This is a genomic window from Pseudomonas sp. TH34 (assembly GCF_016650865.1).
In the GTDB taxonomy this organism is placed as follows: Bacteria; Pseudomonadota; Gammaproteobacteria; order Pseudomonadales; family Pseudomonadaceae; genus Aquipseudomonas; species Aquipseudomonas yamanorum.
On the sequence record NZ_JAEKFB010000022.1, the window covers coordinates 273,364 to 295,744 of the forward strand.

The 22,381-nt window shown below is 63.2% G+C and carries 24 protein-coding genes; 21 read left to right on the forward strand and 3 right to left on the reverse strand.

Annotated elements, in window-relative coordinates:
• Nucleotides 1–16 precede the first annotated feature (16 nt).
• From JFU58_RS18020 to JFU58_RS18040, 5 genes are read left to right on the forward strand one after another with little or no spacing between them, the layout of a single operon-like run.
• A complete protein-coding gene (locus JFU58_RS18020) occupies nt 17–373 on the forward strand; it encodes a hypothetical protein (protein WP_017477038.1) in 357 nt (118 codons plus the stop codon).
• Nucleotides 373–708, forward strand: coding sequence for a tetratricopeptide repeat protein (locus JFU58_RS18025; protein WP_017477037.1), 336 nt, complete (start codon nt 373–375; stop codon nt 706–708). Before JFU58_RS18020 ends, JFU58_RS18025 begins: the two co-directional genes overlap by 1 nt.
• Nucleotides 705–2,843, forward strand: a complete 2,139-nt coding sequence (gene sctV, locus JFU58_RS18030; RefSeq protein WP_201141453.1) for a type III secretion system export apparatus subunit SctV — start codon at nt 705–707, stop codon at nt 2,841–2,843. Before JFU58_RS18025 ends, sctV begins: the two co-directional genes overlap by 4 nt.
• Nucleotides 2,840–4,120, forward strand: a complete 1,281-nt coding sequence (locus JFU58_RS18035) for a type II and III secretion system protein family protein (RefSeq protein ID WP_063028749.1) — start codon at nt 2,840–2,842, stop codon at nt 4,118–4,120. The genes sctV and JFU58_RS18035 overlap by 4 nt, the downstream gene beginning before the upstream one ends.
• Nucleotides 4,121–4,134: 14 nt before the next feature.
• Nucleotides 4,135–4,515, forward strand: coding sequence for a hypothetical protein (locus JFU58_RS18040; protein WP_063033936.1), 381 nt, complete (start codon nt 4,135–4,137; stop codon nt 4,513–4,515).
• 608 nt (nt 4,516–5,123) lie between these two features.
• Here JFU58_RS18040 and JFU58_RS18045 read toward each other — a convergent pair.
• Nucleotides 5,124–5,888, reverse strand: a complete 765-nt coding sequence (locus tag JFU58_RS18045) for a tetratricopeptide repeat protein (RefSeq protein WP_201141456.1) — start codon at nt 5,886–5,888, stop codon at nt 5,124–5,126.
• Nucleotides 5,889–5,936: 48 nt separating this feature from the next.
• Here JFU58_RS18045 and JFU58_RS18050 point away from each other — a divergent pair, with 48 nt between their 5' ends.
• From JFU58_RS18050 to JFU58_RS18120, 15 genes are all read left to right on the forward strand, one after another.
• On the forward strand, nt 5,937–6,503 hold the full coding sequence (locus tag JFU58_RS18050) for a type III secretion protein (RefSeq protein ID WP_201141458.1): 567 nt from the start codon (nt 5,937–5,939) through the stop codon (nt 6,501–6,503).
• Nucleotides 6,504–6,534: 31 nt separating this feature from the next.
• A complete protein-coding gene (locus tag JFU58_RS18055; RefSeq protein ID WP_003208330.1) occupies nt 6,535–6,765 on the forward strand; it encodes a hypothetical protein in 231 nt (76 codons plus the stop codon).
• Nucleotides 6,766–6,774: 9 nt separating this feature from the next.
• Nucleotides 6,775–7,212 (forward strand): hypothetical protein, encoded by a 438-nt coding sequence (locus JFU58_RS18060; protein WP_093208136.1) that lies wholly within the window; start codon nt 6,775–6,777, stop codon nt 7,210–7,212.
• 4 nt (nt 7,213–7,216) lie between these two features.
• Nucleotides 7,217–7,999, forward strand: a complete 783-nt coding sequence (sctJ, locus tag JFU58_RS18065) for a type III secretion system inner membrane ring lipoprotein SctJ (protein WP_177026133.1) — start codon at nt 7,217–7,219, stop codon at nt 7,997–7,999.
• The gene (locus JFU58_RS18070) at nt 7,996–8,613 is read left to right on the forward strand and encodes a type III secretion protein (RefSeq protein ID WP_201141460.1); all 618 of its coding nucleotides are present in this window, start codon (nt 7,996–7,998) and stop codon (nt 8,611–8,613) included. The genes sctJ and JFU58_RS18070 overlap by 4 nt, the downstream gene beginning before the upstream one ends.
• Nucleotides 8,606–9,184: a FliH/SctL family protein gene (locus tag JFU58_RS18075; RefSeq protein ID WP_201141462.1), complete on the forward strand. Its 579-nt coding sequence runs from the start codon at nt 8,606–8,608 to the stop codon at nt 9,182–9,184. The genes JFU58_RS18070 and JFU58_RS18075 overlap by 8 nt, the downstream gene beginning before the upstream one ends.
• Nucleotides 9,181–10,503, forward strand: a complete 1,323-nt coding sequence (locus tag JFU58_RS18080) for a FliI/YscN family ATPase (protein WP_201141464.1) — start codon at nt 9,181–9,183, stop codon at nt 10,501–10,503. Before JFU58_RS18075 ends, JFU58_RS18080 begins: the two co-directional genes overlap by 4 nt.
• Before the next feature lie 533 nt (nt 10,504–11,036).
• Nucleotides 11,037–11,591, forward strand: a complete 555-nt coding sequence (locus tag JFU58_RS18085; protein WP_201141466.1) for a hypothetical protein — start codon at nt 11,037–11,039, stop codon at nt 11,589–11,591.
• Nucleotides 11,581–12,030, forward strand: coding sequence for a hypothetical protein (locus JFU58_RS18090; protein WP_017477027.1), 450 nt, complete (start codon nt 11,581–11,583; stop codon nt 12,028–12,030). Before JFU58_RS18085 ends, JFU58_RS18090 begins: the two co-directional genes overlap by 11 nt.
• Nucleotides 12,027–13,028: a type III secretion system cytoplasmic ring protein SctQ gene (gene sctQ / locus JFU58_RS18095; RefSeq protein WP_093208147.1), complete on the forward strand. Its 1,002-nt coding sequence runs from the start codon at nt 12,027–12,029 to the stop codon at nt 13,026–13,028. Before JFU58_RS18090 ends, sctQ begins: the two co-directional genes overlap by 4 nt.
• Nucleotides 13,025–13,678, forward strand: coding sequence for a type III secretion system export apparatus subunit SctR (gene sctR, locus JFU58_RS18100; protein WP_003208316.1), 654 nt, complete (start codon nt 13,025–13,027; stop codon nt 13,676–13,678). The genes sctQ and sctR overlap by 4 nt, the downstream gene beginning before the upstream one ends.
• 10 nt (nt 13,679–13,688) lie before the next feature.
• The gene (gene sctS, locus JFU58_RS18105) at nt 13,689–13,958 is read left to right on the forward strand and encodes a type III secretion system export apparatus subunit SctS (RefSeq protein ID WP_003208314.1); all 270 of its coding nucleotides are present in this window, start codon (nt 13,689–13,691) and stop codon (nt 13,956–13,958) included.
• 6 nt (nt 13,959–13,964) lie between these two features.
• Nucleotides 13,965–14,777: a type III secretion system export apparatus subunit SctT gene (gene sctT / locus JFU58_RS18110; RefSeq protein ID WP_003208312.1), complete on the forward strand. Its 813-nt coding sequence runs from the start codon at nt 13,965–13,967 to the stop codon at nt 14,775–14,777.
• A gap of 3 nt (nt 14,778–14,780) precedes the next feature.
• The gene (locus tag JFU58_RS18115; protein WP_177026131.1) at nt 14,781–15,827 is read left to right on the forward strand and encodes an EscU/YscU/HrcU family type III secretion system export apparatus switch protein; all 1,047 of its coding nucleotides are present in this window, start codon (nt 14,781–14,783) and stop codon (nt 15,825–15,827) included.
• A gap of 121 nt (nt 15,828–15,948) precedes the next feature.
• Nucleotides 15,949–16,701, forward strand: a complete 753-nt coding sequence (locus JFU58_RS18120) for a hypothetical protein (protein ID WP_093208152.1) — start codon at nt 15,949–15,951, stop codon at nt 16,699–16,701.
• 72 nt (nt 16,702–16,773) lie between these two features.
• Here the strand turns inward: JFU58_RS18120 and JFU58_RS18125 are convergent, their stop codons facing one another.
• Together JFU58_RS18125 and JFU58_RS18130 are read right to left on the reverse strand one after the other, a co-directional pair.
• Entirely contained in the window at nt 16,774–20,244 is a 3,471-nt protein-coding gene (locus tag JFU58_RS18125; RefSeq protein ID WP_201141468.1) for a hypothetical protein, read from the reverse strand.
• A 164-nt stretch (nt 20,245–20,408) separates the two neighbouring features.
• A complete protein-coding gene (locus tag JFU58_RS18130) occupies nt 20,409–21,623 on the reverse strand; it encodes a DUF1835 domain-containing protein (RefSeq protein ID WP_201141470.1) in 1,215 nt (404 codons plus the stop codon).
• Between the two features lie 192 nt (nt 21,624–21,815).
• Between JFU58_RS18130 and JFU58_RS18135 the strand changes: the two genes are divergently transcribed.
• Entirely contained in the window at nt 21,816–22,280 is a 465-nt protein-coding gene (locus tag JFU58_RS18135) for a metallophosphoesterase family protein (protein ID WP_093208161.1), read from the forward strand.
• The last annotated feature ends 101 nt before the right edge of the window (nt 22,281–22,381 follow it).

Here is a 22,381-nt window from a genome sequence, read left to right on the forward strand (position 1 = left end):
CAGCTAAGGCCCCGGGATGAAAGTCGAACCCCGTCCGTTGATTCCCAGTGATGTGCGCAGCGCGCCGGTGGAGGCGATCCGCCCGGTCAATTCGCGCCAGGCCACCGCCTTCGAGGCCGTGCTGAAAACCCGCAAGGTCCAGTCCCGTCGCTCCTTGCGCAGTGACCTGGAAGAGCTCACCAGCGCCGCCGGCGTCGACTCGCTGCTGTTCGGCAGCGCACGGTCCCTGGAGTTGCTGGATCACGTGATGCAGCACCTGTTGCCGAACCTCGACGCCGAGCCGCAGATCAAGGCGCTGGCCCATGACCTGATCAGCGAGGAAATCGAGATGCGCCGCACCCTCGAACAACAACGCTCGGAGGTCCAGGCCTGATGTCCCGGAATAACGACGACGCGGTGCAATTGCTCAAGGGCATTGGCGAGCTGTACCGGCGCAACGGCCAGTCCCAGCGTGCGCTGGTGATGCTGCTGATTGCCGTGAGCGTGGCACCCGACGACGGCCTGCTGCTGCGCTCGCTGGTGCTAGCGTTCACCGACAGCGGCGACTTCACCCGCGCACTCGCGGCCCTGGACCGCCTGGTGGCGCTGGAAGGCGAATCCGCCAGCCTGTTGCTGCTGCGCGCCCGGGCGCTGTGGTACGGGGAGCGCAAGGACGAAGCGCGCCAGTGCTTCAAACGCTACCTGGCTGCACGGAGAGTGGCGCCATGAACCTGCTCAACCGCCTGAACGGCATCGCACGCATAGCCGCCCAGCGTACCGACGTGATCATTGTCGCGTTCATGCTGATGGCGATTGTGATGATGATCATCCCGCTGCCCACCTACCTGGTGGATATGCTGATCGGCCTGAACATTGCCCTGAGCATCCTGATCCTGATCGTCGCCTTCTACATCGGCCACTCGGTGGAATTCTCCGCGCTGCCACCGCTGATTCTGCTCAGCACCCTGTTTCGCCTGTCGCTGTCCATCACCACCACCCGCTTGATTCTGCTGCACGGCGACGCAGGCCATATCGTCAAGGCCTTCGGCGACTTCGTGATTGCCGGCCAGGTGGTGGTGGGCATGGTGGTGTTCCTGATCATCACCGTGGCGCAGTTCGTGGTGATCACCAAGGGCGCCGAGCGGGTCGCGGAAGTGGCGGCGCGCTTCACCCTGGATGCGATGCCCGGCAAACAGATGAGCATCGACAACGACCTGCGCAATGGTGATATCGACCAGGCCGAAGCCCGGCGCCGGCGTTCCCGCCTGGAGCGCGAGAGCCAGATGTTCGGCGCGATGGACGGGGCGATGAAGTTCGTCAAGGGCGATGCGATTGCCGGGTTGGTGATCCTCGCGGTCAACCTGCTGGGCGGCATGCTGATCGGCATGATCGAGCGCGACATGGCCTTCGGCGCGGCGGTGCACACCTATTCGCTGCTGACCGTGGGCGACGGCTTGATCGCACAGATCCCGGCGCTGCTGATCTCGGTAGCGGCGGGCACCGTGGTGACGCGGGTCAACAGCGACGGCGAGGCGGGTGACCTCGGCAGCGAGATTCTCAAGCAGTTGGGTGCCAGCTACCGGGCCCTCGGGTTGACCGCATTGATCATGGTGGGCGTCAGCGTGATCCCGGGTTTTCCGACCTGGGTGTTCCTCGGGTTGTCGCTGGTGTTCGGCGGCGCGGCGTTCGTGATGTACCGCCGTCATACCCGTGAACACCTGGTGGAACCCGAGGCGCTGATCGAGACCCTGGAGCCGGTGGTGGAGGTGCAGGCCGAGCAGGATTATGGCGTGGCCCCCGACACGCGGGTGTTGCTGACCCTCGGCAGCGCCTTGGCCCTCAGCGCACCGCGCCAGCTGTTGAGCCAGCGCATCGAAGCGCTGTGTCACGACATTCGCAGCGACCTCGGCGTCGACATGCCGGTGCCGGGCATTCACATGGACGCCAAGGCCACGCCGGGCAGCTTTCGGGTGTCCCTGGAAGGCGTGCCGGTCAGCGAAGGCGAGATGCCGATCAACTGCCTGTTGTTGCAGGACGATCCGGTGCACGTGCAACTGCTGGACATCGCCACCCTGCAAGCCGATTCGCCCCTCAATGGCCGCGCCGCACACTGGATCGAGCGCCAGCACGAAGACGCGTTGCGCACCGCCGGCATCGGTTTCCTGCTACCGGATGAGGTGCTGCGCGGCGTGCTGGAACGCAGCCTGCGCCGCTATGCCGCGGACTTCCTCGGGATCCAGGAAACCCGCCTGCTGCTTGAACGCACCGAAGCTACCTACGGCGAACTGGTCAAGGAAGCCTTGCGCCTGGTGCCGTTGCAGCGGGTGGCCGAGACCCTGCGCCTGCTGGTGGGCGAGGGCGTGTCGATCCGTAATCAACGGGCCTTGCTAGAAGCCATGGTGGAGTGGGGCGCTCGGGAAACCGACGCCAGTCGCCTCGCCGAACACCTGCGCGCCGCGTTGGCGCGGCAGATCAGTCATCAATACGCCGATCGCAATCGGGTAATTGGCGCTCTGGTGCTGGCGCCGGGATTGGAAGACCAACTGCGCGCGTCCCTGCGTCGCCAGGAGCCCAGCCGCGAAGTGATCCCCGAGGAGGTCAACCGCGCCTTGCTCGCCCAGTTGCGCCAGGCCTGCGACAAAACCCTCGAGGCCAACAGCGCGGTATTGCTGGTGCATCCGGAATTGCGCCGCAGCCTGCGCCGTTTGGTGCTGCGCGGCGAGCTGGAACTGGCGGTGCTGTCGTTTCGCGAGCTGGCCACCGAATACAACCTGCAAGCGCTGGTGACCATCAGCCTCACCGATATCTCCAACCGCCGTGCACCTGCCGCGGCTTCCGTCACTTCCCTGGCGTCTGCCTCATGATTCGTTTTGGTTTGTTATTGCTGACGTTGACCTCGTTTTTTTGCAGCGCCCAGGACATTGCCAACGGTGCGCAGGGCTCCATCAGCCTCGCCTCCGGAGAAGGCCGGATCCTGCACTTCGTCGCGCCGGTGGAATCGGTGCTGGTAGCCGAGCCGGGGATTGCCGACCTGCAAGTGGTGTCGCCCGGTGTGATCTACATCTTCGGCAAGGCCCCGGGCAATACCAGCCTGATTGCCCTCGGCAGCGACGGCAAACAGCTCGCCAGCCTGTCCCTGGCCGTCAGCAGCGCCACCCAGGCGGTGACTGCGCCGATGCAGGAATTGCATCCCGGCAATGGCGCGCAGATCAGCGGCGCCGGCAACCGCTTGATCGCCAAGGGCACGGTGCGCAGCGTGGGCGAGGCGACGGATTTGAATGCCTTGCTCAACCCACAGGGCCAGGGTTTTCAGAGCGCGGTCAACACCACTGAATACGCCGGTGCGGCCCAGGTCAATTTGCGGGTGCGGTTCGCTGAAGTGTCCCGCTCGGAACTGTTGCACTACGGCGTGAACTGGAACGCCATGTTCAGCAACGGCACGTTTTCCTTCGGCCTGATCACCGGTGGGCCGCTGGCTGCGGCGACGGCGGGCGGACTGGCGGCGGCGGGCAGCGGTTCGGGCAACACCAATATCGACGGCATGCTCGATGCGTTGCAGGCCAACGGGATTCTGCAAATTCTGGCCGAGCCGAATATCACCGCCATGACCGGGCAGACCGCGAGCTTCCTGGCGGGCGGCGAAGTGGCGATTCCGGTACCGGTGAATCGGGATCTGGTGGGGATTGAATACAAGTCGTTCGGCGTGTCGCTGCTGTTCAATCCGACCCTGCTGCCCAACGGCCGGATCGCCCTGCAAGTGCGTCCGGAGGTCAGCAGTGTGGTGAGTGGCGGAACGGTGGATTTCGGCAATTTCCATGTGCCGTCGTTCAGCGTGCGCCGGGCCGATACACGGGTGGAAGTGGGCAGCGGGCAGACGTTTGCGATTGCCGGGCTGTTCCAGCGTGAGAGCAGCCAGGACATCGAGAAGCTGCCGTTGCTGGGGGACCTGCCGATCCTGGGCAACCTGTTTCGCTCCAAGCGTTTCCAGCGCAATGAAACCGAGCTGGTGATTTTGATCACGCCGTACCTGGTGGAGCCGGTGCGCAGTCGCACCCTGGCCACGCCGCTGGATGCGCAGCCCGCAACCGCCGCAGCGGCGGGGCCGCGCAGTGGTGGGGCGTTTGGTTTCTACATGAATTGATGAGGGGGCATGGCATGAAAGTTTCGCGTTTGTTGATGTGTTTGCCCCTGTTGGTGGTGGGGTGCAAGACGCATTTGGCGCCGGTGTATTACTCACCGCAGTATCAGGCGGACGGGTTGCCGAGCCAGTGCCAGCAGCCGCCGGCCAAGGATGAGATCGGGCTGGATGAGGATTTCAAGGCGACCTTGCCGTTGGGGTGTGCCAACAATTTGAATTTGATGCAGATGGTGGAGCAGCGGCAGGATTTGAATCAGGGGCGGGCCACCGGCCCGGCGATGGCGGCGCCGGTTGGGCGGGCGGCGCAGGTGTATATCGAGGGGTTTGATCGGGAGCAGTTGCAGCGGCGTCAGGCTCAGCAAGAGGCCAAGGCGGGCGCTCCGGGAGCGGAGAAATGATCCGTCATGCACATTCCCCCTTTGGGAGCTGGCTTGCCTGCGATAGCAGTATTCCAGCCCCAGCAGATCTATCTGTCACACCACAGTCCAACTGTGGGAGCTGGCTTGCCTGCGATAGCGGTATTCCAGCCCCAGCAGATCCATCTGTCACACCACAGTCCAACTGTGGGAGCTGGCTTGCCTGCGATAGCGGTATTCCAGACCCAGCAGATCCATCTGCCACACCACCATCCAAATGTGGGAGCGGGCTTGCTCGCGAAAGCGGACTGATAGGCGACCGGGATCTTGAAGCTTACCGCGTACATATCCATTCCTGCGGTAACGGCCACTTAGGGTTCCGCTCTTACAGCGGGTCACTTTTGGCAAACGCCCCAAAAGTAACCAAAAGGTCTTTGCCCCACCACTCGGTGCCTCGCCGAGGCTCGGCATGCCCGCACTCCGGCCCGGCTCCGCGGGTCGCTGCGATGGGCCATCCCTGGCCCAGCGCAGCTAAACCGGCATCCTTGCCGGTTTACCCGCTCCACCGTGCCTGCTTGCGGCCATCGTGGTTAACGGGGCCTGATAGATCAAAAGCAAGATCAAAAGCAGGGCAACAGCAAGGTTACCCTTTAGTGCGTATCCACCAGCCCCAACTCGCGCGCTTGCGCAACCGGGTCGCTGATGCCTTTGATGCGGTTGGCTTCGGTGATCAGGCGTGCGCGCTTAGCGGCCGGAATATCGTCCAGCGGCAAGCTGGCCACTCGCTGTTCGTATCCCGCCAATACCAGCACCAACAACTCATTACGTTGATGCCGTGGCAACGCGCGGGGCGATTGGGTGACGGGGGCGATGGTGTCCAACGCCTGTTGCGACTGGCCGCCAAGGGCGTAGGCCAGGGCCAGGTTGCAGCGGCTGTCGAGGTCGTCGGGTTGCAGGCTCAGGGCTTTGGCGAAGGCGGTTTGTGCCGTCACCGCCTGGCCGTTCAGCACGTGGGCGATGCCCAATCGGGTGTACGCGACCGGCGACTGGCTGGCCTCTGCGGCTTGCCCCAGGGCCGTCACGGCGCGTTGGGTTTTTCCCAGTCGCAGTTGCGCGGTGCCCAGGCCCAGCAAGGCGTCGGCGTTGTGCGCCTGGAGGCCGAGGGCTTGTTGGTAGGCGCGCTCGGCACCGGATGCGTCGTTGCCGTCGAGCCGCGCCTGGCCGAGTTTGAGCCACAGGTCGATGCCGGCGCCCGGTTGCTGGGCCGCACGTTCGTACAGCGCCGCCGCGCTGGCGTAGTCGCCGCGTTTGTTCAGGTCGTTGGCCAGCTTTACCGAGCGGTCGGAATCGCTCGGCACAGTACTGGAACAGGCGGCGAGCAACAGGCTGCCGGCAAGCAAAAAGTGTTTGGTCATCGTCACAACTCGTTGGGCGAAGGCGGACGTCATGTAAGCATATTTTCCATGGTGCTCCTATGTCTGTCGGTGCTGTTTGGCGCCTCGATCGCCCACGCCGACGAAGAGCCCGAATGGTTTGCCAAACCCTACGCCTACGTGCTGGTGGACCAGGACGTACGCGCCGCCCTCGAAGAGTTCGGCCACAACCTCGACATCCCGCTGGTGCTCTCGGACAAGGTGCGTGGCAAGGCCCGCAGCACCGTGCGCGCAGCCACCGCCGGGGAGTTCCTGCAGACGTTGTGCAGCACCAACGGCCTGACCTGGTACTTCGACGGCAACCTGCTGTACCTCAATGCCAGCGACGAAATCACCACCAAGCTGTTCAAGGCCAGTGCGCTGAACCTGGACCAGTTGCAGGCGTATCTGAATAACCTCGATGTGTTCGGCCAGCAGTTGTCGATGCGCAACGGCCCCGAGGGCGATGAGGTATTCGTGTCCGGGCCGCCGCCGTACCTGGCGCTGGTCCAGCAGCATGTGGATCACCTGCAACCCAAGGCCAACCCGCCTGTCGTGGCGCGCGAGCACGGCGTGCGGGTGTTTCGCGGTGCCCAGGTGAGCACCGAAACCCCTTGATTCACCCCAACCCCAGTAAAGGAGCATGACCATGTCCGTAACCGCCGTAGACAGCAACCTCGCCCCCGGTGGCGCCAGCCCTGAAGCCAAGTTCAACGCCGCGGTGGATAACGCCAAGAGCGCCGACAAACCGGAGATGACCGACGCCGAATTCACCGATGCCCTGATCACCCAGGCGGTCACCATCGGCGGTCAATTCATCATCATGCCCAAGGCGCAGGAAATGCTGAATGACGCCATGTCCGATGACGACGAAGAGTAGGGCGCACCCATGACCATCAGTCTCGCTGCCAGCGCCACGGCCTTGCCGCCGTCCGCCGGCGCGGGGCCCGCCGGGGCCTCGCAGAATCTGTTCGAGCACATGGCCAATACGGCCAAGGGCATGCCCGAGGGCGCCAGCCCCCATCAGATCGGCTCGGGCCTGATGGAGCGCTTGAACAGTTTTATCGACCGCTCCCGGACCTTTTCCGAGCGCGCCGATTTGCTCACCAATAACCCGTCGGCGCCGCCCCAAGTGGCCGCTGCGGATATTCGCACCACGGGTGCCTCTCCCTCCGCAGAGCCGGGCAAGAAAGTCGCCGAGCAGCAGGTCGACCAGATCGTCCATTCACTGGGCAAGATGTTCGACTACTCCATCGAAACCCAGATGGTGGTGCGCGGTGCGACGCAGATTTCCGGTTCCGCCAACACGCTGCTCAAGGGTCAATAACGCCATGCCAAGCCCGAATCGTGCCCTGCGCCTGCTGCTGATCGGCATGCTCGCCAGCCTCTTGCAGGCCTGCGACATGGACCTCTACACCAACCTCAGCGAGCGCGACGCCAACGCCATGGTCGCGGTGCTGCTGCGCGACGGCATCCCGGCGACGCGCAAGGTGCAGGACAACGGCCAGCTGAAAGTGGTGGTCGACGAACAGCGCTTCGCCGAAGCCATGACCCTGCTGGACAACGCCGGCCTGCCGCAGCAGAGCTTTTCCAACATGGGAGAGGTGTTCAAGGGCAACGGCCTGGTGTCGTCGCCGGTGCAGGAGCGGGCGCAGATGATTTACGCCTTGAGCGAAGAACTGTCCCACTCGGTGTCGCAGATCGACGGCATCGTCTCGGCGCGGGTACACGTGGTGTTGCCGGACAATGACCTGCTCAAGCGGGTGATTTCGCCGTCGTCAGCCTCGGTGCTGGTGCGCTACGACCCGGGCACCGATATCAATACGTTGATCCCGCAGATCAAGACCCTGGTGGCCAACGGTATTTCCGGGCTGAGCTATGACGGCGTGTCGGTGACGGCGATCAAGGCCGCCGTGTCCATCAGCCAGAACCCCGCGCAACCGCGATTGACGCGCTTCATGGGCCTGTGGCTGTTGGAAGACAACCTCAATCAGGCGCGGTTGCTGTTCGGCGGTTTGCTGCTGGTCGCTCTCGGCGCGTGCGGTGTGTTGGCCCGTCAGCACTGGGCGCGGCGCCAGTCCCAGGCGTTGTATGTGCTGAAGGAGGGTGAATGAGCCTGGTTGAGCGTTGGCAGGGCCTGATCGCCCAGCCGTTGCAGTTTGTGCGCGAGCAAAGCCTCGGCGAGTGTTTCGGCGAAGGCCTGCCGTTCGAGGTGCTGCAAGCCTTGCACGGGCAGCCGCGTTTTCGGTCGCGCCTGGAGCAGTTGCTGGCCAGCCATTATCAGTTGGCGCCGCTGGCGCATCTGGTCACGCCACCCGCCGCCGATTTGCCGGTGTTGCTGCTGAGCCCGGGGCAATTTGAGCGATTGCCCAGGCTGTGTGGCGCGATCTGGCATGCCTCGACCTTGAGCCGGGAGATCCGCCGCGAAGTGGTCAATGAACTGCGCGAAGGCCTCGGTCAGGAAGCCTTTGCCCTGGCCCTGGCGAACCGGCAGTTGGGCGGCGCGGCCGACCTGCTGCGCGAGCCCGCCGAGTTGATCGACGCCATCGACCGCGATGGCCTCACCTGTGTCGCCGCCTGGCTGCAAGCCCAGCCCGCCGAGTTGCAAGGCTGGTTGCCCCTGCGTTTTGTCGCACCCAAAGGCTATAGCGGGCGCCTGCCCCGCGACCTGGAAATTGTCCAGACCGTCGCCGCCCAGTTGCTCGCCGAGGAGCTTGCTCATGAGTGAATTACCCAACCGTCCCGCCGTACGGATTTTGCGTGCCGACGAAGCGGCCTTGTGGACCGATGGTTTCGCCTTCGTGCAAGCTGCCAAGGAACACGCCGAGCAGATCAAGGCCGACAGCGACCAGTGGCTGCACACCGCACGTGCCGAAGGCTTTGAGAGCGCCCGCCGGGAAGGCGCCGAACAGGTCGCGCAGCTGCTGCTGGAGACCCAGGCCAAGGTCCAGCATTACCTGGCCGGGCTTGAGGCGTCGCTGGCGGACCTGGCCCTGGGTATCGTGCGTGAAGTGCTCGGCGAGCTGGACGACACCGACCGCGTGGTGCGTTGTACACGCCAGGCGTTGAGCGCGTTTCGCCAAGGCCAGGCGCTGACCTTATGGGTGCCACCGGCCGAAGTGAATGCCCTGCGCCCACAGTTGCTCAAGGACGGCATCGCCGTGGAGGCCGATGCGCAACTGGGCGCCGGGCAGGCCCGCCTCAGCAGCCCGGCGGGCTCGGTTGAGTTGGGGCTGGAAGCGCAGCTGCAAACCCTGCGCCGCAGCCTGCTGCCCTTTGCCGAAGAGGGCGTGGCATGAACCTCGGTCAACTGCTGCCGCGTCTGACCGAGCGGCTGTCCCAGGCCCGCTTGCGTCCGATGCAGGGCACGGTGCTGAGCATTCGCGGGGTGTTGCTGCGGGCCAGCGTGGCGGGGGCGAGCATCGGTGAGCTGTGCCATTTGCGCGACCCGGTGAGTGGCCGCAGCCTCAGTGCCGAAGTGATTGGGTTTGATGGCGACGAAGCGATCCTGTCGCCCATCGGCTCCATGGAAGGCCTGTCGACCCGCACGCAAATCATTGCCACCGGCGAAAGCCTGGGTGTGGCGGTAGGTGATGCGCAACTCGGACGAGTGATCAGCCCCATGGGCGAGTTTCTCGACGGCGACGGTGTACCGCCAACCCTGAACTTGCAGACCTACCCCTTGCATGCCGAGCCACCGGCACCGTTCTCCCGGCAATTGATCGTGCGCTCCATGGCGTTGGGCATTCGCTCCATCGACGGCTTGCTGACTCTCGCCCAGGGCCAGCGCATGGGCATCTTCGGCGAGCCCGGTGTGGGCAAATCTTCGTTGTTGGCGAGCATCATCCGCAACAGCGAGGCCGATGTGATTGTCATCGGTTTGATCGGCGAGCGGGGCAGGGAAGTGCGCGAACTGCTGGACGTGCAACTGGACGCCACGGCCCGCGCACGCACCGTTGCTGTCGTCGCCACCTCCGACCGCCCGGCGGCCGAGCGGGTGCGTGCGGCGTTTGTCGCCACCACCCTGGCCGAGTACCACCGCGACCAGGGCCGCAATGTATTGCTGTTGATGGACAGCCTCACACGATTCGCCCGGGCCCAGCGTGAAATCGGCTTGGCCGTGGGTGAGCCACCGACACGTCGCGGCTATCCACCGTCGTTTTTCGCCACCTTGCCCAAGTTGCTGGAACGCGCCGGCCCGGGGCCCACCGGCAGTATCACCGCGCTGTACACCGTGCTTACCGAAGGCGACGCCGCCAGCGATCCGGTGGCCGAGGAAGCGCGTTCGATCCTCGACGGGCACATCGCCCTCAGTGCCGAACTGGCCCAGCGCAACTACTTCCCGGCGGTGGACGTGCTGCGCAGTCGCAGCCGGTTGATGGAGCAGGTGGCGGGTGAGGAACATAAACGTCTGGCAATGCGTATCCGAGAACTGATGGCGCGTTACGGCGAAATCGAAATGCTGATCCGCGTCGGCGAGTACTCCGCCGGCAGCGACCCGCTGGCCGACGAAGCAATCACCCGCCATGGCGCGATCGAAGCCTTCCTGCGCCAGAACGCCGACGAACCCAGCAGCCCCGAACACACCTTGATCCGCATGCGGCAGGTGCTGGCATGAGCCCGAACGCGCAGCAAGGTCCAGTGTGGGAGCTGTCGAGCTTCAGCGAGGCTGCGATGGCGGCAGCACAGCCGACATCGATGTTGCCTGACCCACCGCTATCGCAGCCTCGCCGGGGCTCGACTGATCTTCATGCACTCCTTGATCCGCATGGGCCAGGTGCTCGCATGAGCCCGAAAGCACAGCGCGATCCAGTGTGGGAGCTGTCGAGCTTCAGCGAGGCTGCGATAGCGTCAGCACAGCCGACATCGATGTTGCCTGACCCACCGCTATCGCAGCCTCGCCGGGGCTCGACAGCTCCCACATTTGATCTTCATGCACACCTTGATCCGCATGCGGCAGGTGCTGGCATGAGCCCGAACGCACAGCAAGGTCCAGTGTGGGAGCTGTCGAGCTTCAGCGAGGCTGCGATGGCGGCAGCACTGCCACCATCAATGTTGCCTGACCCACCGCTTTCGCAGCCTCGCCGGGGCTCGACAGCTCCCACATTTGATCTGCATGCACACCGTGACCCGCATGCGGCAGGTGCTGGCATGAGCCTGAAAGCACAGCAAGATCCAGTGTGGGAGCTGTCGAGCTTTAGCGAGGCTGCGATGGCGTCAGTGCAGCCAACATCAATGTTGCCTGACCCACCGCTTTCGCAGCCTCGCCGGGGCTCGACAGCTCCCACATTTGATCTGCATGCACACCTTGACCCGCATGCGCCAGGTGCTCGCATGAGCCTGAAAGCACAGCAAGATCCAGTGTGGGAGCTGTCGAGCTTTAGCGAGGCTGCGATGGCGTCAGCACAGCCGACATCGATGTTGCCTGACCCTCCGCTATCGCAGCTTCGCCGGGGCTCGACAGCTCCCACATTTGATCTTCATGCACTCCTTGATCCGCATGCGGCAGGTGCTGGCATGAGCCCGAAAGCGCAGCAAGGTCCAGTGTGGGAGCTGTCGAGCTTTAGCGAGGCTGCGATGGCGGCAGCACTGCTGACATCGATGTTGCAGTGTTGCCGGGGCTCTACAGCTCCCACATTCGATCTTCATGCACTCAGTGAGTGCGCTGTTGGTATGACGATGGAGAAAAGAACCGATGAAGACTGAACAACTGCGCACCCTGCAAACTCTGCGGGTGCTGCGGGAACAACGGGCGGCGAGCCAGTTGGCGGCGCAACAGCAACGTTGCGCGCAAACCCACGGCGCCCTGACTGATGCCAAGGAGCAATTGCGCTTGCACCGTGAAGCCGTTGCCCGTGAAGCCGGCGAGATTTACGCCTCACTCACAGAGGGCTTGTCGGTGGCCAGTTGGCAGGCCGCCCAGGATCGCCTGCGAGGCTTGTCCGACGATGAGCGCTTGCTTGAAGGCGACGTCAGCCACGTCTCCAGCACCCTGCAAACCCAGGAGCGCGAGCGTGAGCTGTTTCGCCAGGAGCGCCTGAGCCGCCAGCGCCAGTCCGACGCCTGGCAAAGCCTGCTGGACGGGCGCGAAAGCTGCGAGCGGGTCGCCGGTGAGCTGCTTGAAGAACAAGGACTCGGCACATGATCGTGGCCCTTGCCGATCCCTTGGCACCCTGGCTTGAACACTTCGACCCGGCGCTGCTCACGGTGCATAACCAACTGCACCGCCGGCGCCATGCGTGGCAGGGCCGTTGTGCCGGGCAGGACTTGAGTGTCGCCTGGGCCGCCGATCCCCAGCCGCTGAAATCGCCTCGGGATGTGCAGCTGCTGCTCGGGCAATCACCGGTGCGCCTGCGTCTGTCCGCCGCCGCTGTGGAGCAAGTGCTGGTGCCGCTGGCGTTGCAGTTCGATGCGCAGGTGCTGCCGTCATTGCCGCGTTCGCTGCTGCTGGAACTGGCCGTGCTGGATCTGATTGAGCGCCTCGAACCGTTGCTCGGCCACCCCGTGCAGTTGCTCGAAGCCAGTGACGATGCGCGGTCTTACCCCGTGCACCTGGCGCTCACATTGACCTTCGGCAACACCCCGCCAATGGCCGCCCAACTGGACCTGAGTGAAAGCGCCGCGCTCCTGGTGGCGCAGTTGTTGGAGCAACACGGCCGGGTCCAAGCCGACCCATTACCCGCGTTGCGCCAGACACTCTCGGTGCTCACGGGACAGCAATGGCTGAGCCTCGGCGAGTTGCGCAGCCTGCGGCCCGGCGACGTGTTGATGCTCGAGCCCGGCAGCGGCCTGCTGCTGGACCTTGAGGGCCGTCTGCAAGCTCGCTGCCAGCGCGACGGCTCATCGCTGCAGCTGCAGGAACCTTTGAAATCGCCCCTTTTGGACATGGAGAACACAATGACTGATGTCGATGCCGCTGCGGCCCTGGACGATTTACCCCTCAAGCTGGTGTGCCAGGTCGGCAGCCTGGAACTGACCCTGGCGCAGTTGCGGGAGCTGGGGGCGGGCAGCCTGCTGCAACTGAATACGCCGACGGTGGATGGCGTGGACCTGATGGTCAACGGCCGCCGCGTCGGCCAGGGCCAACTGGTGAAGATCGGTGATGGCCTGGGCGTACGCCTGCTGAGTTTCGCCACCCCATGACCGGTTATCAGCCGAACCTGATCGAGATCATCCTGGTGGTTGCCACCATCGGGTTGATCCCGCTGGCGGTGGTGACCCTCACCGGCTTCATGAAAATCTCGGTGGTGCTGTTCCTGATCCGCAACGCCCTGGGGGTGCAGCAAACGCCGCCGAACCTGGTGCTGTACGGCATCGCGCTGATTCTCTCGGTGTACGTCACCACGCCGTTGATTGGCGACATGTACCGCCAGGTGGAAGGGCGCGACCTGAACATCGAGCACGTCGAGCAACTCAAGGACCTCGGCGACGCCTTGCGCCCGCCTCTACAGGCGCACCTGGCGCGGTTTGCCAATGAGTCCGAGCGCGGCTTTTTCGTGCAGGCCACCGAGACCATCTGGTCGCCGGAAGCCCGTGCCGACCTGCGGGATGACGACCTGGTGGTGCTGATCCCAGCGTTCGTAAGCTCGGAACTGACCCGGGCCTTCGAGATCGGGTTCCTGCTGTACATCCCGTTCCTGGTGGTGGACTTGCTGGTGTCCAACGTGCTGATGGCGATGGGCATGTCGATGGTCTCACCTAACCTGATTTCGATCCCGCTGAAAATCTTCCTGTTCGTGTCGTTGAGCGGCTGGTCGCGCCTGATGCACGGTTTGATTCTGAGTTACGGCTGAGGCACGACCCATGGGCCAGGACGTTTTCCTGTCATTGATGAAACAGGCACTGATGACCGTGCTGATGCTCTCTGCGCCGGCGCTGGGGGTAGCGATTATCGTCGGCTTGAGCGTGGGCCTGTTCCAGGCGCTGACCCAGATCCAGGACCAGACCTTGCCCCAGGTAGTGAAGCTGGTGGCGGTGCTGCTGACCATCGTGTTCCTGGGGCCGGTGCTGGCCGGGCAAGTGGCGGAACTCGGCAGCCAGGTGCTGGATAACTTCCCGCTGTGGACGCGCTGACCCCCCATGGATGCCAGCCTTACCGCACAGTTTCTCGAAGTCGCCTACCCGGTGATCAGCTCGGCCTCGCTGGCGGCCTGCCGGGCCATGGGCGTGGTGGTGATCACCCCGGCGTTCAACCGCCTCGGGCTCACCGGGATGATTCGCGGCTGCGTGGCCGTGGCGATTTCGATCCCGATGTTCATGCCGGTGTTCGACGCCATGACCTCGATGCCGAACCACGGCAGCCTGTTTATCGCCGGGTTGCTGATCAAGGAATTCCTGATCGGCATCCTGATCGGCCTGTTGTTCGGCATCCCGTTCTGGGCGGCGGAAGTGGCGGGGGAGTTGATCGACCTGCAGCGCGGTTCGACCATGGCGCAACTGGTGGACCCGTTGTCCACCGGGGAGTCGAGTGTGATGTCGACCTTGCTGACGGTGATGTTGATCACGCTGTTCTTCATGTCCGGCGGTTTTATCCTGATGGTCGACGGCTATTACCACAGCTACCAATTGTGGCCAGTGACCGCGTTCACCCCGGTGTTTGCCAGCTCGGCGTTGCTGGCGGTGCTGTCGATCCTTGACCAGATCATGCGCGTCGGGGTGCTGATGGTCTCACCGCTGATCATCTCGCTGCTGGTCACTGACCTGATGCTGGCGTACCTGTCGCGGATGGCGCCGAACCTGCACATTTTTGACTTGTCGCTGCCGGTGAAAAACCTGTTTTTCTCGATCCTGATGGTGATCTACATCGGCTTCCTGATTCCGCTGATGCTGGACCAACTGGCAGAGTTTCGCGGCACCGTGGAGCTGCTGAAAACCCTGGCGGGCATGGAGTAGCGCATGGGCGATACCAGCGAAGAAAAATCCCAGCCGGCCACGGACAAAAAGCTCAAGGACGCACGCAAGAAGGGTCAGGTCGCCAAGAGCCAGGACCTGGTCTCGGGCATGGTCATCCTGTTTTGCACCCTGTGCATTTCCATCCTCGCACCCCGGGCCCAGGCCCAGGTCACCGCGCTGATCGACCTGACCGCGCAGATCTACATCGAACCCTTCGCCACGGTGTGGCCACGGGTGCTGGACCATGCCGAGCAACTGGTGATCGGCATCACCCTGCCGGTGATGGCGGTGACCACCGGGGTGGTGATCCTGACCAATATCATCACCATGCGCGGCTTTGTGTTTTCCGTGGAGCCGATCAAGCCGGAGTTCAAGCGCATCAACCCGGCGGAAGGCTTCAAGAAGTTGTTCGCCTTGCGCAATTTTGTGGAATTCATCAAGGGCCTGATCAAGGTGCACGTGCTGGCCGTGGCGTTCTACGTGGTGGGGCGGCACGCGTTGCAGGCATTGATGGAGTCGTCGCGGTGTGGCGCGGGGTGTATTGAGTCGACGTTTTTCCTGGTGCTCAAGCCGCTGGTGTTTACCGTACTGGCGGCTTTTATCCTGGTGGGCGGGGTGGATGTGTTGATGCAACGCTGGCTGTTTGGCCGGGACATGAAAATGACCCGCAGCGAGACCAAGCGCGAGCGCAAGGACATTGATGGTGACCCGCTGATCAAGAGCGAGCGCCGGCGTCAGCGCCAGGAGATGCAGGCGCTGGCCACCAAGCTGGGGCTGGGCCGGGCGTCGATGATGATCGGCACCACCGACGGCTGGGTGATTGGCGTGCGCTATGTGCGTGGAGAAACGCCGGTGCCGGTGGTGGTGTGCCGGGCGTCGCCGGAGGAGGCGTTGGGGATGTTGCAGGAGGCGTTTGACCTGGGCATCCCGCAGGCACCGGACAACAACCTGGCGCAGGCGATTGCCAGGAAGACCGTGCCGGGAGATCCGGTACCGGATGCGTCGTTCCAGGCGGTGGCGGACTGGTTGGTGGCGGCACGGTTGATCTGAGGCCGGCGGGCAGCGCTGGAACCGATGCCGACCGCTGCGCCACAGAGCAACAGTCTGCCGCTACTCCGTTTTCCGACGGCATGCAGGGCAGGTATGTCGAACAGACCAGGAAAATTCAATCATGACGCTAACCCATTCATTCAGTGCACCTCACACACAGCACTCGTATCTCAACGGTCACTCCCAGCACGCGCATCGCCCCTCTGGCAACGCCTATGCCCGGCATTCAGACGCGGCCCTGGCCCTGGCGTTTGACAAGAACTTCGATGCCTTCAGGCCGTCGGGTTCAAGCAATGCGACACAAGGAAAAATTCGCGAGGTTGCCGAGCGGCCACTGACGGGATACCCGCAGCGGGACAACCTGACGATGCTGGCCAGGGAGGTACTCAAGCGCGATAACGTGATGAATGAGCTGGACTCGGTGGACCACGGCGGTCATCGGGACGGCATTATTGGCCGGAATAATCCGAAGAACGCGGCCAACAAGTTATCGGACTGCCCGCCGCCTGACCCTTGCTACTCACAACCCTGCCGCCCGCAACCTGGCAGGCCAAACCCATACGGTTCTTCGCCGCTCAATATTTATCGCAGTATGTCGGACTCCAGCGTGGCGCTGGCGTTTGGCAATAACTACAAGGAGTTCGGCAACCCGCAAAGAAATGGTGTGGCAGACCTTGGGCAGATCTTCAAAATGGCGGGGCGCGAGATGAGCGGCAACTGGGCGCAGGACAACATGACGTTGCTTGCCCGAGAAATCGTCAAGCGGCCTCATGTGAGCCACGCATTGGATTCCATCGATGACAACGGCAGGCAGGACGGCATTATCGGTTATCGCAACGCACAGCTGGCATCCGCTCACCTGGCGCGCCGCTAAGCACACCCCCCCGATCCTGAACCCTGTGGGAGCCGGTCGGCCACACAGGGTTTCTACGGGGGGGCGGGGCACTCAGGGCTTGTCTACATCGTGATACTCACCGCCATATCCATCTCCCACCCGCCAGACGATGTCGTGGTTTTCATTGGTCCATTCCGACGGTTTCAGCGAGTACTTGTAGTCCTCTGAGTTACGGTTATTCCCGTCGCCGATAAAGTCCGGATGGTCCCGCCGATGGTCGCCACCACGAATACTGGAGCGGGCATCCCACTCTTCCTTGCGGAAATCAAAAATACTCTGGTCCTGCGGCGCATCCCGCTGGCCCCAGTCGGACAGATACGTCTGCAACCACACATATGCCTCATCCCCGTTGGGCTTGAGCAATCCGTCCTGCTTGAAGTCCTGGATCTGGTTCCAGTTCTGCATCGAAATCTTGTGCAGCTTGTGGGACTGCACCGTGCTCAGGATCGCCCCGACAAACGACAACGCGCCGGAGATCAAAAAGCCCACCGGACCCAGGAACGGAATGATTCGCCCGGTCACCCCCAGCGTGGTGAGTACGCCGCCGCCAGCCGCCACCAGGCTGCTGACGCCGCCGGCCATGGACAGTGAGCCGGAGGCGATTTTTACCGGGTCTTTCTCGCGCACGCCATCACGCAAGGTAAACGCCGCCTGGACCACACTGATCACACCGCCCGCCACGTCGGTGGCCATGCCGATCACCTTGATCGCGCTGCTGGCGAACTTCGCGCCAAAGCCTGCACCGGCCACGCCACCGCGGCTGGCGATGCCTTTTTCGATCCCTTCCTGGACCTTCTTCGCACCTTCGTCGCTCCAGCCGCCGCTGTTGAGGGCCTTGCCCACGTCCTTGCCGTCGTCCATGGCCTGGTCGACGATGTCGAAGTACTTCTTCTGCACCGCCTCGGCGTCCTTGGGCAGCGCGTGGTAACCCTCGCCGGGCTTGGCCCACAGGTCGGGCAGGGAACGGTCGAAGCCCATCAGTTTGTAGGCGTTGGTGCCGCGCAGCTTGTCGTAGACCTTCAAGCCCAGCGTGGCGAAGTGTGAGCCGGTGCCGAGGAAGCCAAGGAAGTCGTTGGCGATGCCCAGGCGCTTCATCGGCGTGTCGGCGAGCTTGCCGCCCTGGCCTGCGAGTTGATAGACGATGCGGCCCATCCCGATCGCGCCGCCCACCGAGCCGAGTACGCCGTTGTCCTTGAGGAAGTTGAGGTTCTTCACGAAGGCACTGCGGTTCTCTTCGCTGAGGCCCGGCATGATTTCCTTGCTCACCGCCTTGTCGATGTCGCTGAAGCTGATCACGCCGTTTTTCTGCCAGGTATCGCCGAGGGAAATCATCGCCTTGCCGAAGTCGGCGGCGGCGTTTTTGTCCTTGAGCAACTGGTCGACGAACTTCGAATACACCCCCAGCGCCTGGCGCGGCAGCCCGTCGGCGCCGCCCTTGAGCATCGACAGGATCGCCATCGTGTTGTCGGTGGTGGCCAGGGCGGTGTTGTCGTCGGAGATTTTGGTCGGGTCGTCCATCAGCTTTTCAACGGCGTCGGTGTAGCCGTCGATTTGCAGGTTTTGCAGGAAATTGTCGGCCTTGGCCGGGTCGATATCGGCCAGGGCGGTGTAGGCGGTCTGGATTTCCTGGGTGGCCAGTTCGGTCTTGCCACTGTCTTGCAGGGACTTGATGTATTGGGTGAAGTTCTCCGAGGAGGTGCTGTCGATCAGGCGCTGCCTGGTCTCGTCGACTTTCGGCTGGCCGCCGTCGACCTTACCCAGCGCCGCGTCGTGGTTGGCCTTGATGTCGTGCTGGATGGTCGGGTCGCCCAGCAGGTCGTTGATGGTCTGGTCGATGGCCTTGGTGTCGAAGATGTTGTCGCGTACGTCCCGCGAGGTCACGTCGATGGGCGTGGTGGCGATGCCCTGGTTGCCGAAGCCGTGCTCGGGGATGATCGACATGCCATTGTCGGCCATGCTTCGGGCTTCCACCGCCCGCAGAAACTTGGCGCGTGGGTCGTCCTTGCCGATGCTGCCGTCCTTGACCCCGGCGCGGTAGCTGTCCACCAGGGTTTTCATCGACAGGTCCTGCACCGACAGCGGGTTGCCGCTTTCGTCTTTCTCGGTGGTGGTCAGGTTGTCGACGGACACATCCTTGAGGGGCGGCAGGCCGTTGTCGGTGCGCAGTTTGTCGACGTCGGTGGTCTGCGCGGCGATGTCGCTGCGGTAGCTGGAAATCTGCTCGAACAGCTGTGGGTTGCTGTCTTCCGACACCACGATTTTCTCTTCGCTGCCCCCCGGCTTGTGCTGGGTGAAGGCGATCAGGCCGGGGCCATAATCACCGGCGCCGCCGACGCTCATGATGTCTTCGGTGGAGGGCAGGTACGCGTCCGGAGCGGCGAGGGTGTAGCCGTCGCCCTTGGCCTTCTCGATGCCGGCCAGGGTTTGGCCCTTGGTGGTGTAGGCGGCGAAGGCTTCGGGGGTGATGTCCTTGGACACCACCAGCAATTTGCCGTCGGCCTGGTTGACCACGAGAATGCCGTCCATGGGCCTGTCGACCTTGCTGATGTCCCCCAGTTTCAGGCTGGCTTCGTCCTTGCGCAGCAGTGCCTGGCCGGGCAGGGACTGGGCGTTCTTGATGTAGTCGAAGGCCTGCGAGCCCTCGCTGGCGCGCACGGCGTGGAGGAAGTTGTAGAACGGCCCGCCGGCATTGGGGTTGGGGTTACTGAGGTCGGCGCCGGGTTGCGGCAGGTCGGCTTCGGACTTGCTGATCATGTACTTGTGGCCCTGGTGTTCAAACAGGATCACCCCGGCGCTGCTGTCTTCGGACACCACTTTCAACTGACTGAAATCGAGGTCTCCCGGCAGGCTGGTGACTGCTTCATAACCCTTGGCCTTGCCGTCATTCAGCGCCTCCTTGGTCACCCCGGCCTGGGTGTAGGTGCTGAAGGCTTGCGGCGTGAGCAATTCGGAGATGACCAGGGTCTGGCCGTTTTCCAGGGTCACCTTGAGGATGCCGTCTTCGGCCTTGCCCACGGATTTGATATTGGCCAGGCGTACGCCGTCGTCGTCCTCGCGCAGCAGTTGCTGGTCGGGATTCTTCAGGCTTTCGACGATGGCCTTGCCGGCCGGGGTGCCCTGGATTTCGGCCAGGGTCTGGAGGAAGGTATACAGCGGCGTGCCTTCGTCGGGCCCGCCTTGGTTGACCGGGGCCACGGCATGGCCGAAGCGCAGGTTTTTCAATACGTCGAAACCGTCCTGGGCGTTGGCTGCACCCTCGGCACTGATCTTGTATTTGGCGCCGTCCTGTTCGAAGTAGATCACCCCGGCGTCTTTGTCCTGGGAGATGACCTTGAGCTTGTCGATGTCGAGCTTGGCCGGGAGGGCGGTGACTTCCTTGTAGTCCTCGGGCTTAAGGGTTTTGTCGCCCGGCCCGGTGCTGGCCAGGACTTTGGCTTTGTTCAGGACGGCGTCGAAAACCCGCTCGGGAGTGTTGGGTTGATCGACGCGGGGCGACGCGGGTTTTTCGGGGCGGGTGATCATCGGTTCAGTCCATGTGAGGGGCGCACGAGGACTCGATAGTAGGGGCTGCAAGCGAGTGAAAACGGGTTTGTTGGCAACAAGTCACAAGCTTTCACGGGTGTGAAATTCACTGGACCTGCCGGGTGGATATCCGTTACCGAGGCAACGGATATCCCCGGCTTTCGTTAGAGAGGCCGGAGCTTGTAGGCGGGAACGAGATCCTCGTCAATCGTCCAGTGATCCTCGCCAGGCCGGATGCAAACACCGCCGATCCAGCGTTCCTGGGTGGCATGGTCCGGCCAGTAAGCCGTACCGCTTAGAACCTGACGACCCAACGCAGTCAGCGCCAACAAACGTTGAGGCCACGGCAGTTGAGTCTCGGACTCGATCAGCAACGGATTAGCACCGTCAATCAGTGGCCGCATCAGCGCATGGAACATCATGTCCCCCAGGTACGGCAGCGGTTCGCGCTTGCCCATCAACTCGGCAAACACCCTGCCAAACGCCACAGGCCCAGCCTCATCCACGTAGTGCAGGGACAGGCGCTCGGTCAGTGACAAACCGTCCCGCACACCCGGTAACTCCTGCAACTGCCGACGCAACGCCGGGGCCAGGAAGGGCAGGGCTGTGTGGTTGCCCTGGGCCAGTTCCGCCAGCTTGACCGGCGAACTGTCGCAGTACGCCAGCCAGGCCTGCCGCGCCAGATTCAGCATGTCCTCATCGACCCGCCGACGTTGTGGCCACAGCCACGCCAGCACTTCAGGCGCCAGTTGGCCAATGCCGATAAAGCGTTGCACGCCGGGGATACGGTCGACCTCGATCAGCTCGAGCTTTTCAGGCAATTGCTCAAGCCCCGCCAGTGCACGAATCAGGAACAACTGATCGTAAGCATCCGCCTCACACCACAACACGCTATGACCGGCGTTGCCCAGTTGCTCAAGATGCTTGTATTCGTCTGCATGCCGGCGGGACACTTCGGGCTCGTCCATTGCAAAAACCTGGCTGATATAGCGGCTGCGAACGACCTGGTATTGCTCGGCTGGCAGGTCCTGGACCGGGCCCATGCACAGCGGATCAATCAGCATCCGAAAGTGCCCCTTGAACCCCGCCACGCCCAGGCTGTGGGCAATGTCACTGCCGCAGCGCCAGTGGGTGGTGCGGGCTTCATCGCTCGCTTCGAAACCCGGATGGCGGGCGGCAAAATCCACTGCATCAACGTGGGCTTTAAGCTTGGGCCAGCTGGGGAACCCGAGTTCCTTGGCGATCAGCCATTGAGCCTCGGACAAGATGGGCGTAGCAGCGGCATCGGCGCTTTTCAGGCGCAGCAAAAGCTCCTTGGCGCGCTTGCGTTGCTGCTCAAGGTTGATACGGCCGTTAGCGGACGAGAATGATTGCGACATACGATCTCCTTGCACAAACCTTGTCCGCTTTAAGGTTGGGAGTCGTAGAAATGTGATATTCAGTCAAGGTCTTGGGCGCAGCCCTTTCCGCGGATGGTGGCGTAGATGGCGCCAGGCGGGAAATATAGGCAGTGCAATGATTGATTGCAAGCCGCCCGGCGTTGAGCGCCGGTGTTTGCACAGGAGACGTTCATGAAAGTTGGTGTGATTTCCGATACCCACGGCTTGCTCCGCGCCGAGGCCCTGGCGGCCCTGGAAGGCTGCGAGCAGATTGTTCACGCCGGGGATATTGGCAGCCCGGAAATTCTTGAGTTGCTGGCCTCGATCGCGCCGTTGCATGTGGTGCGGGGCAATAACGATTTGGACGCGGCCTGGGCAGAGCACCTGGCTGACCGCCTGGATTTCGAGCTGAATGGCTGGCGGGCGCTGCTGGTGCATGACATCGCCGATGTGCCGAAGGCGCTGGATCCGGGCATCCGGCTGGTGATTACCGGACACTCTCACAAGCCACTGATTGAGTGGCGCGGCGACCGGCTGTTTCTCAACCCCGGCAGTGCAGGGCGGCGCCGCTTCAAATTGCCGGTGACCCTGGCGCTGCTTGAGGTGCAGGAGAAATCGCTCAAGCCGCGGCTGGTGTCGCTTGAGCCCAAGCGCTGAAGCATCTGTGGCGAGGGGGCTTGTTGTGGCGAGGGAGCTTGCTCCCTCGCCACGGGGGACGTGCCCTGTCTTACCATTGCGTCTAAATCAGGAACAGGGAT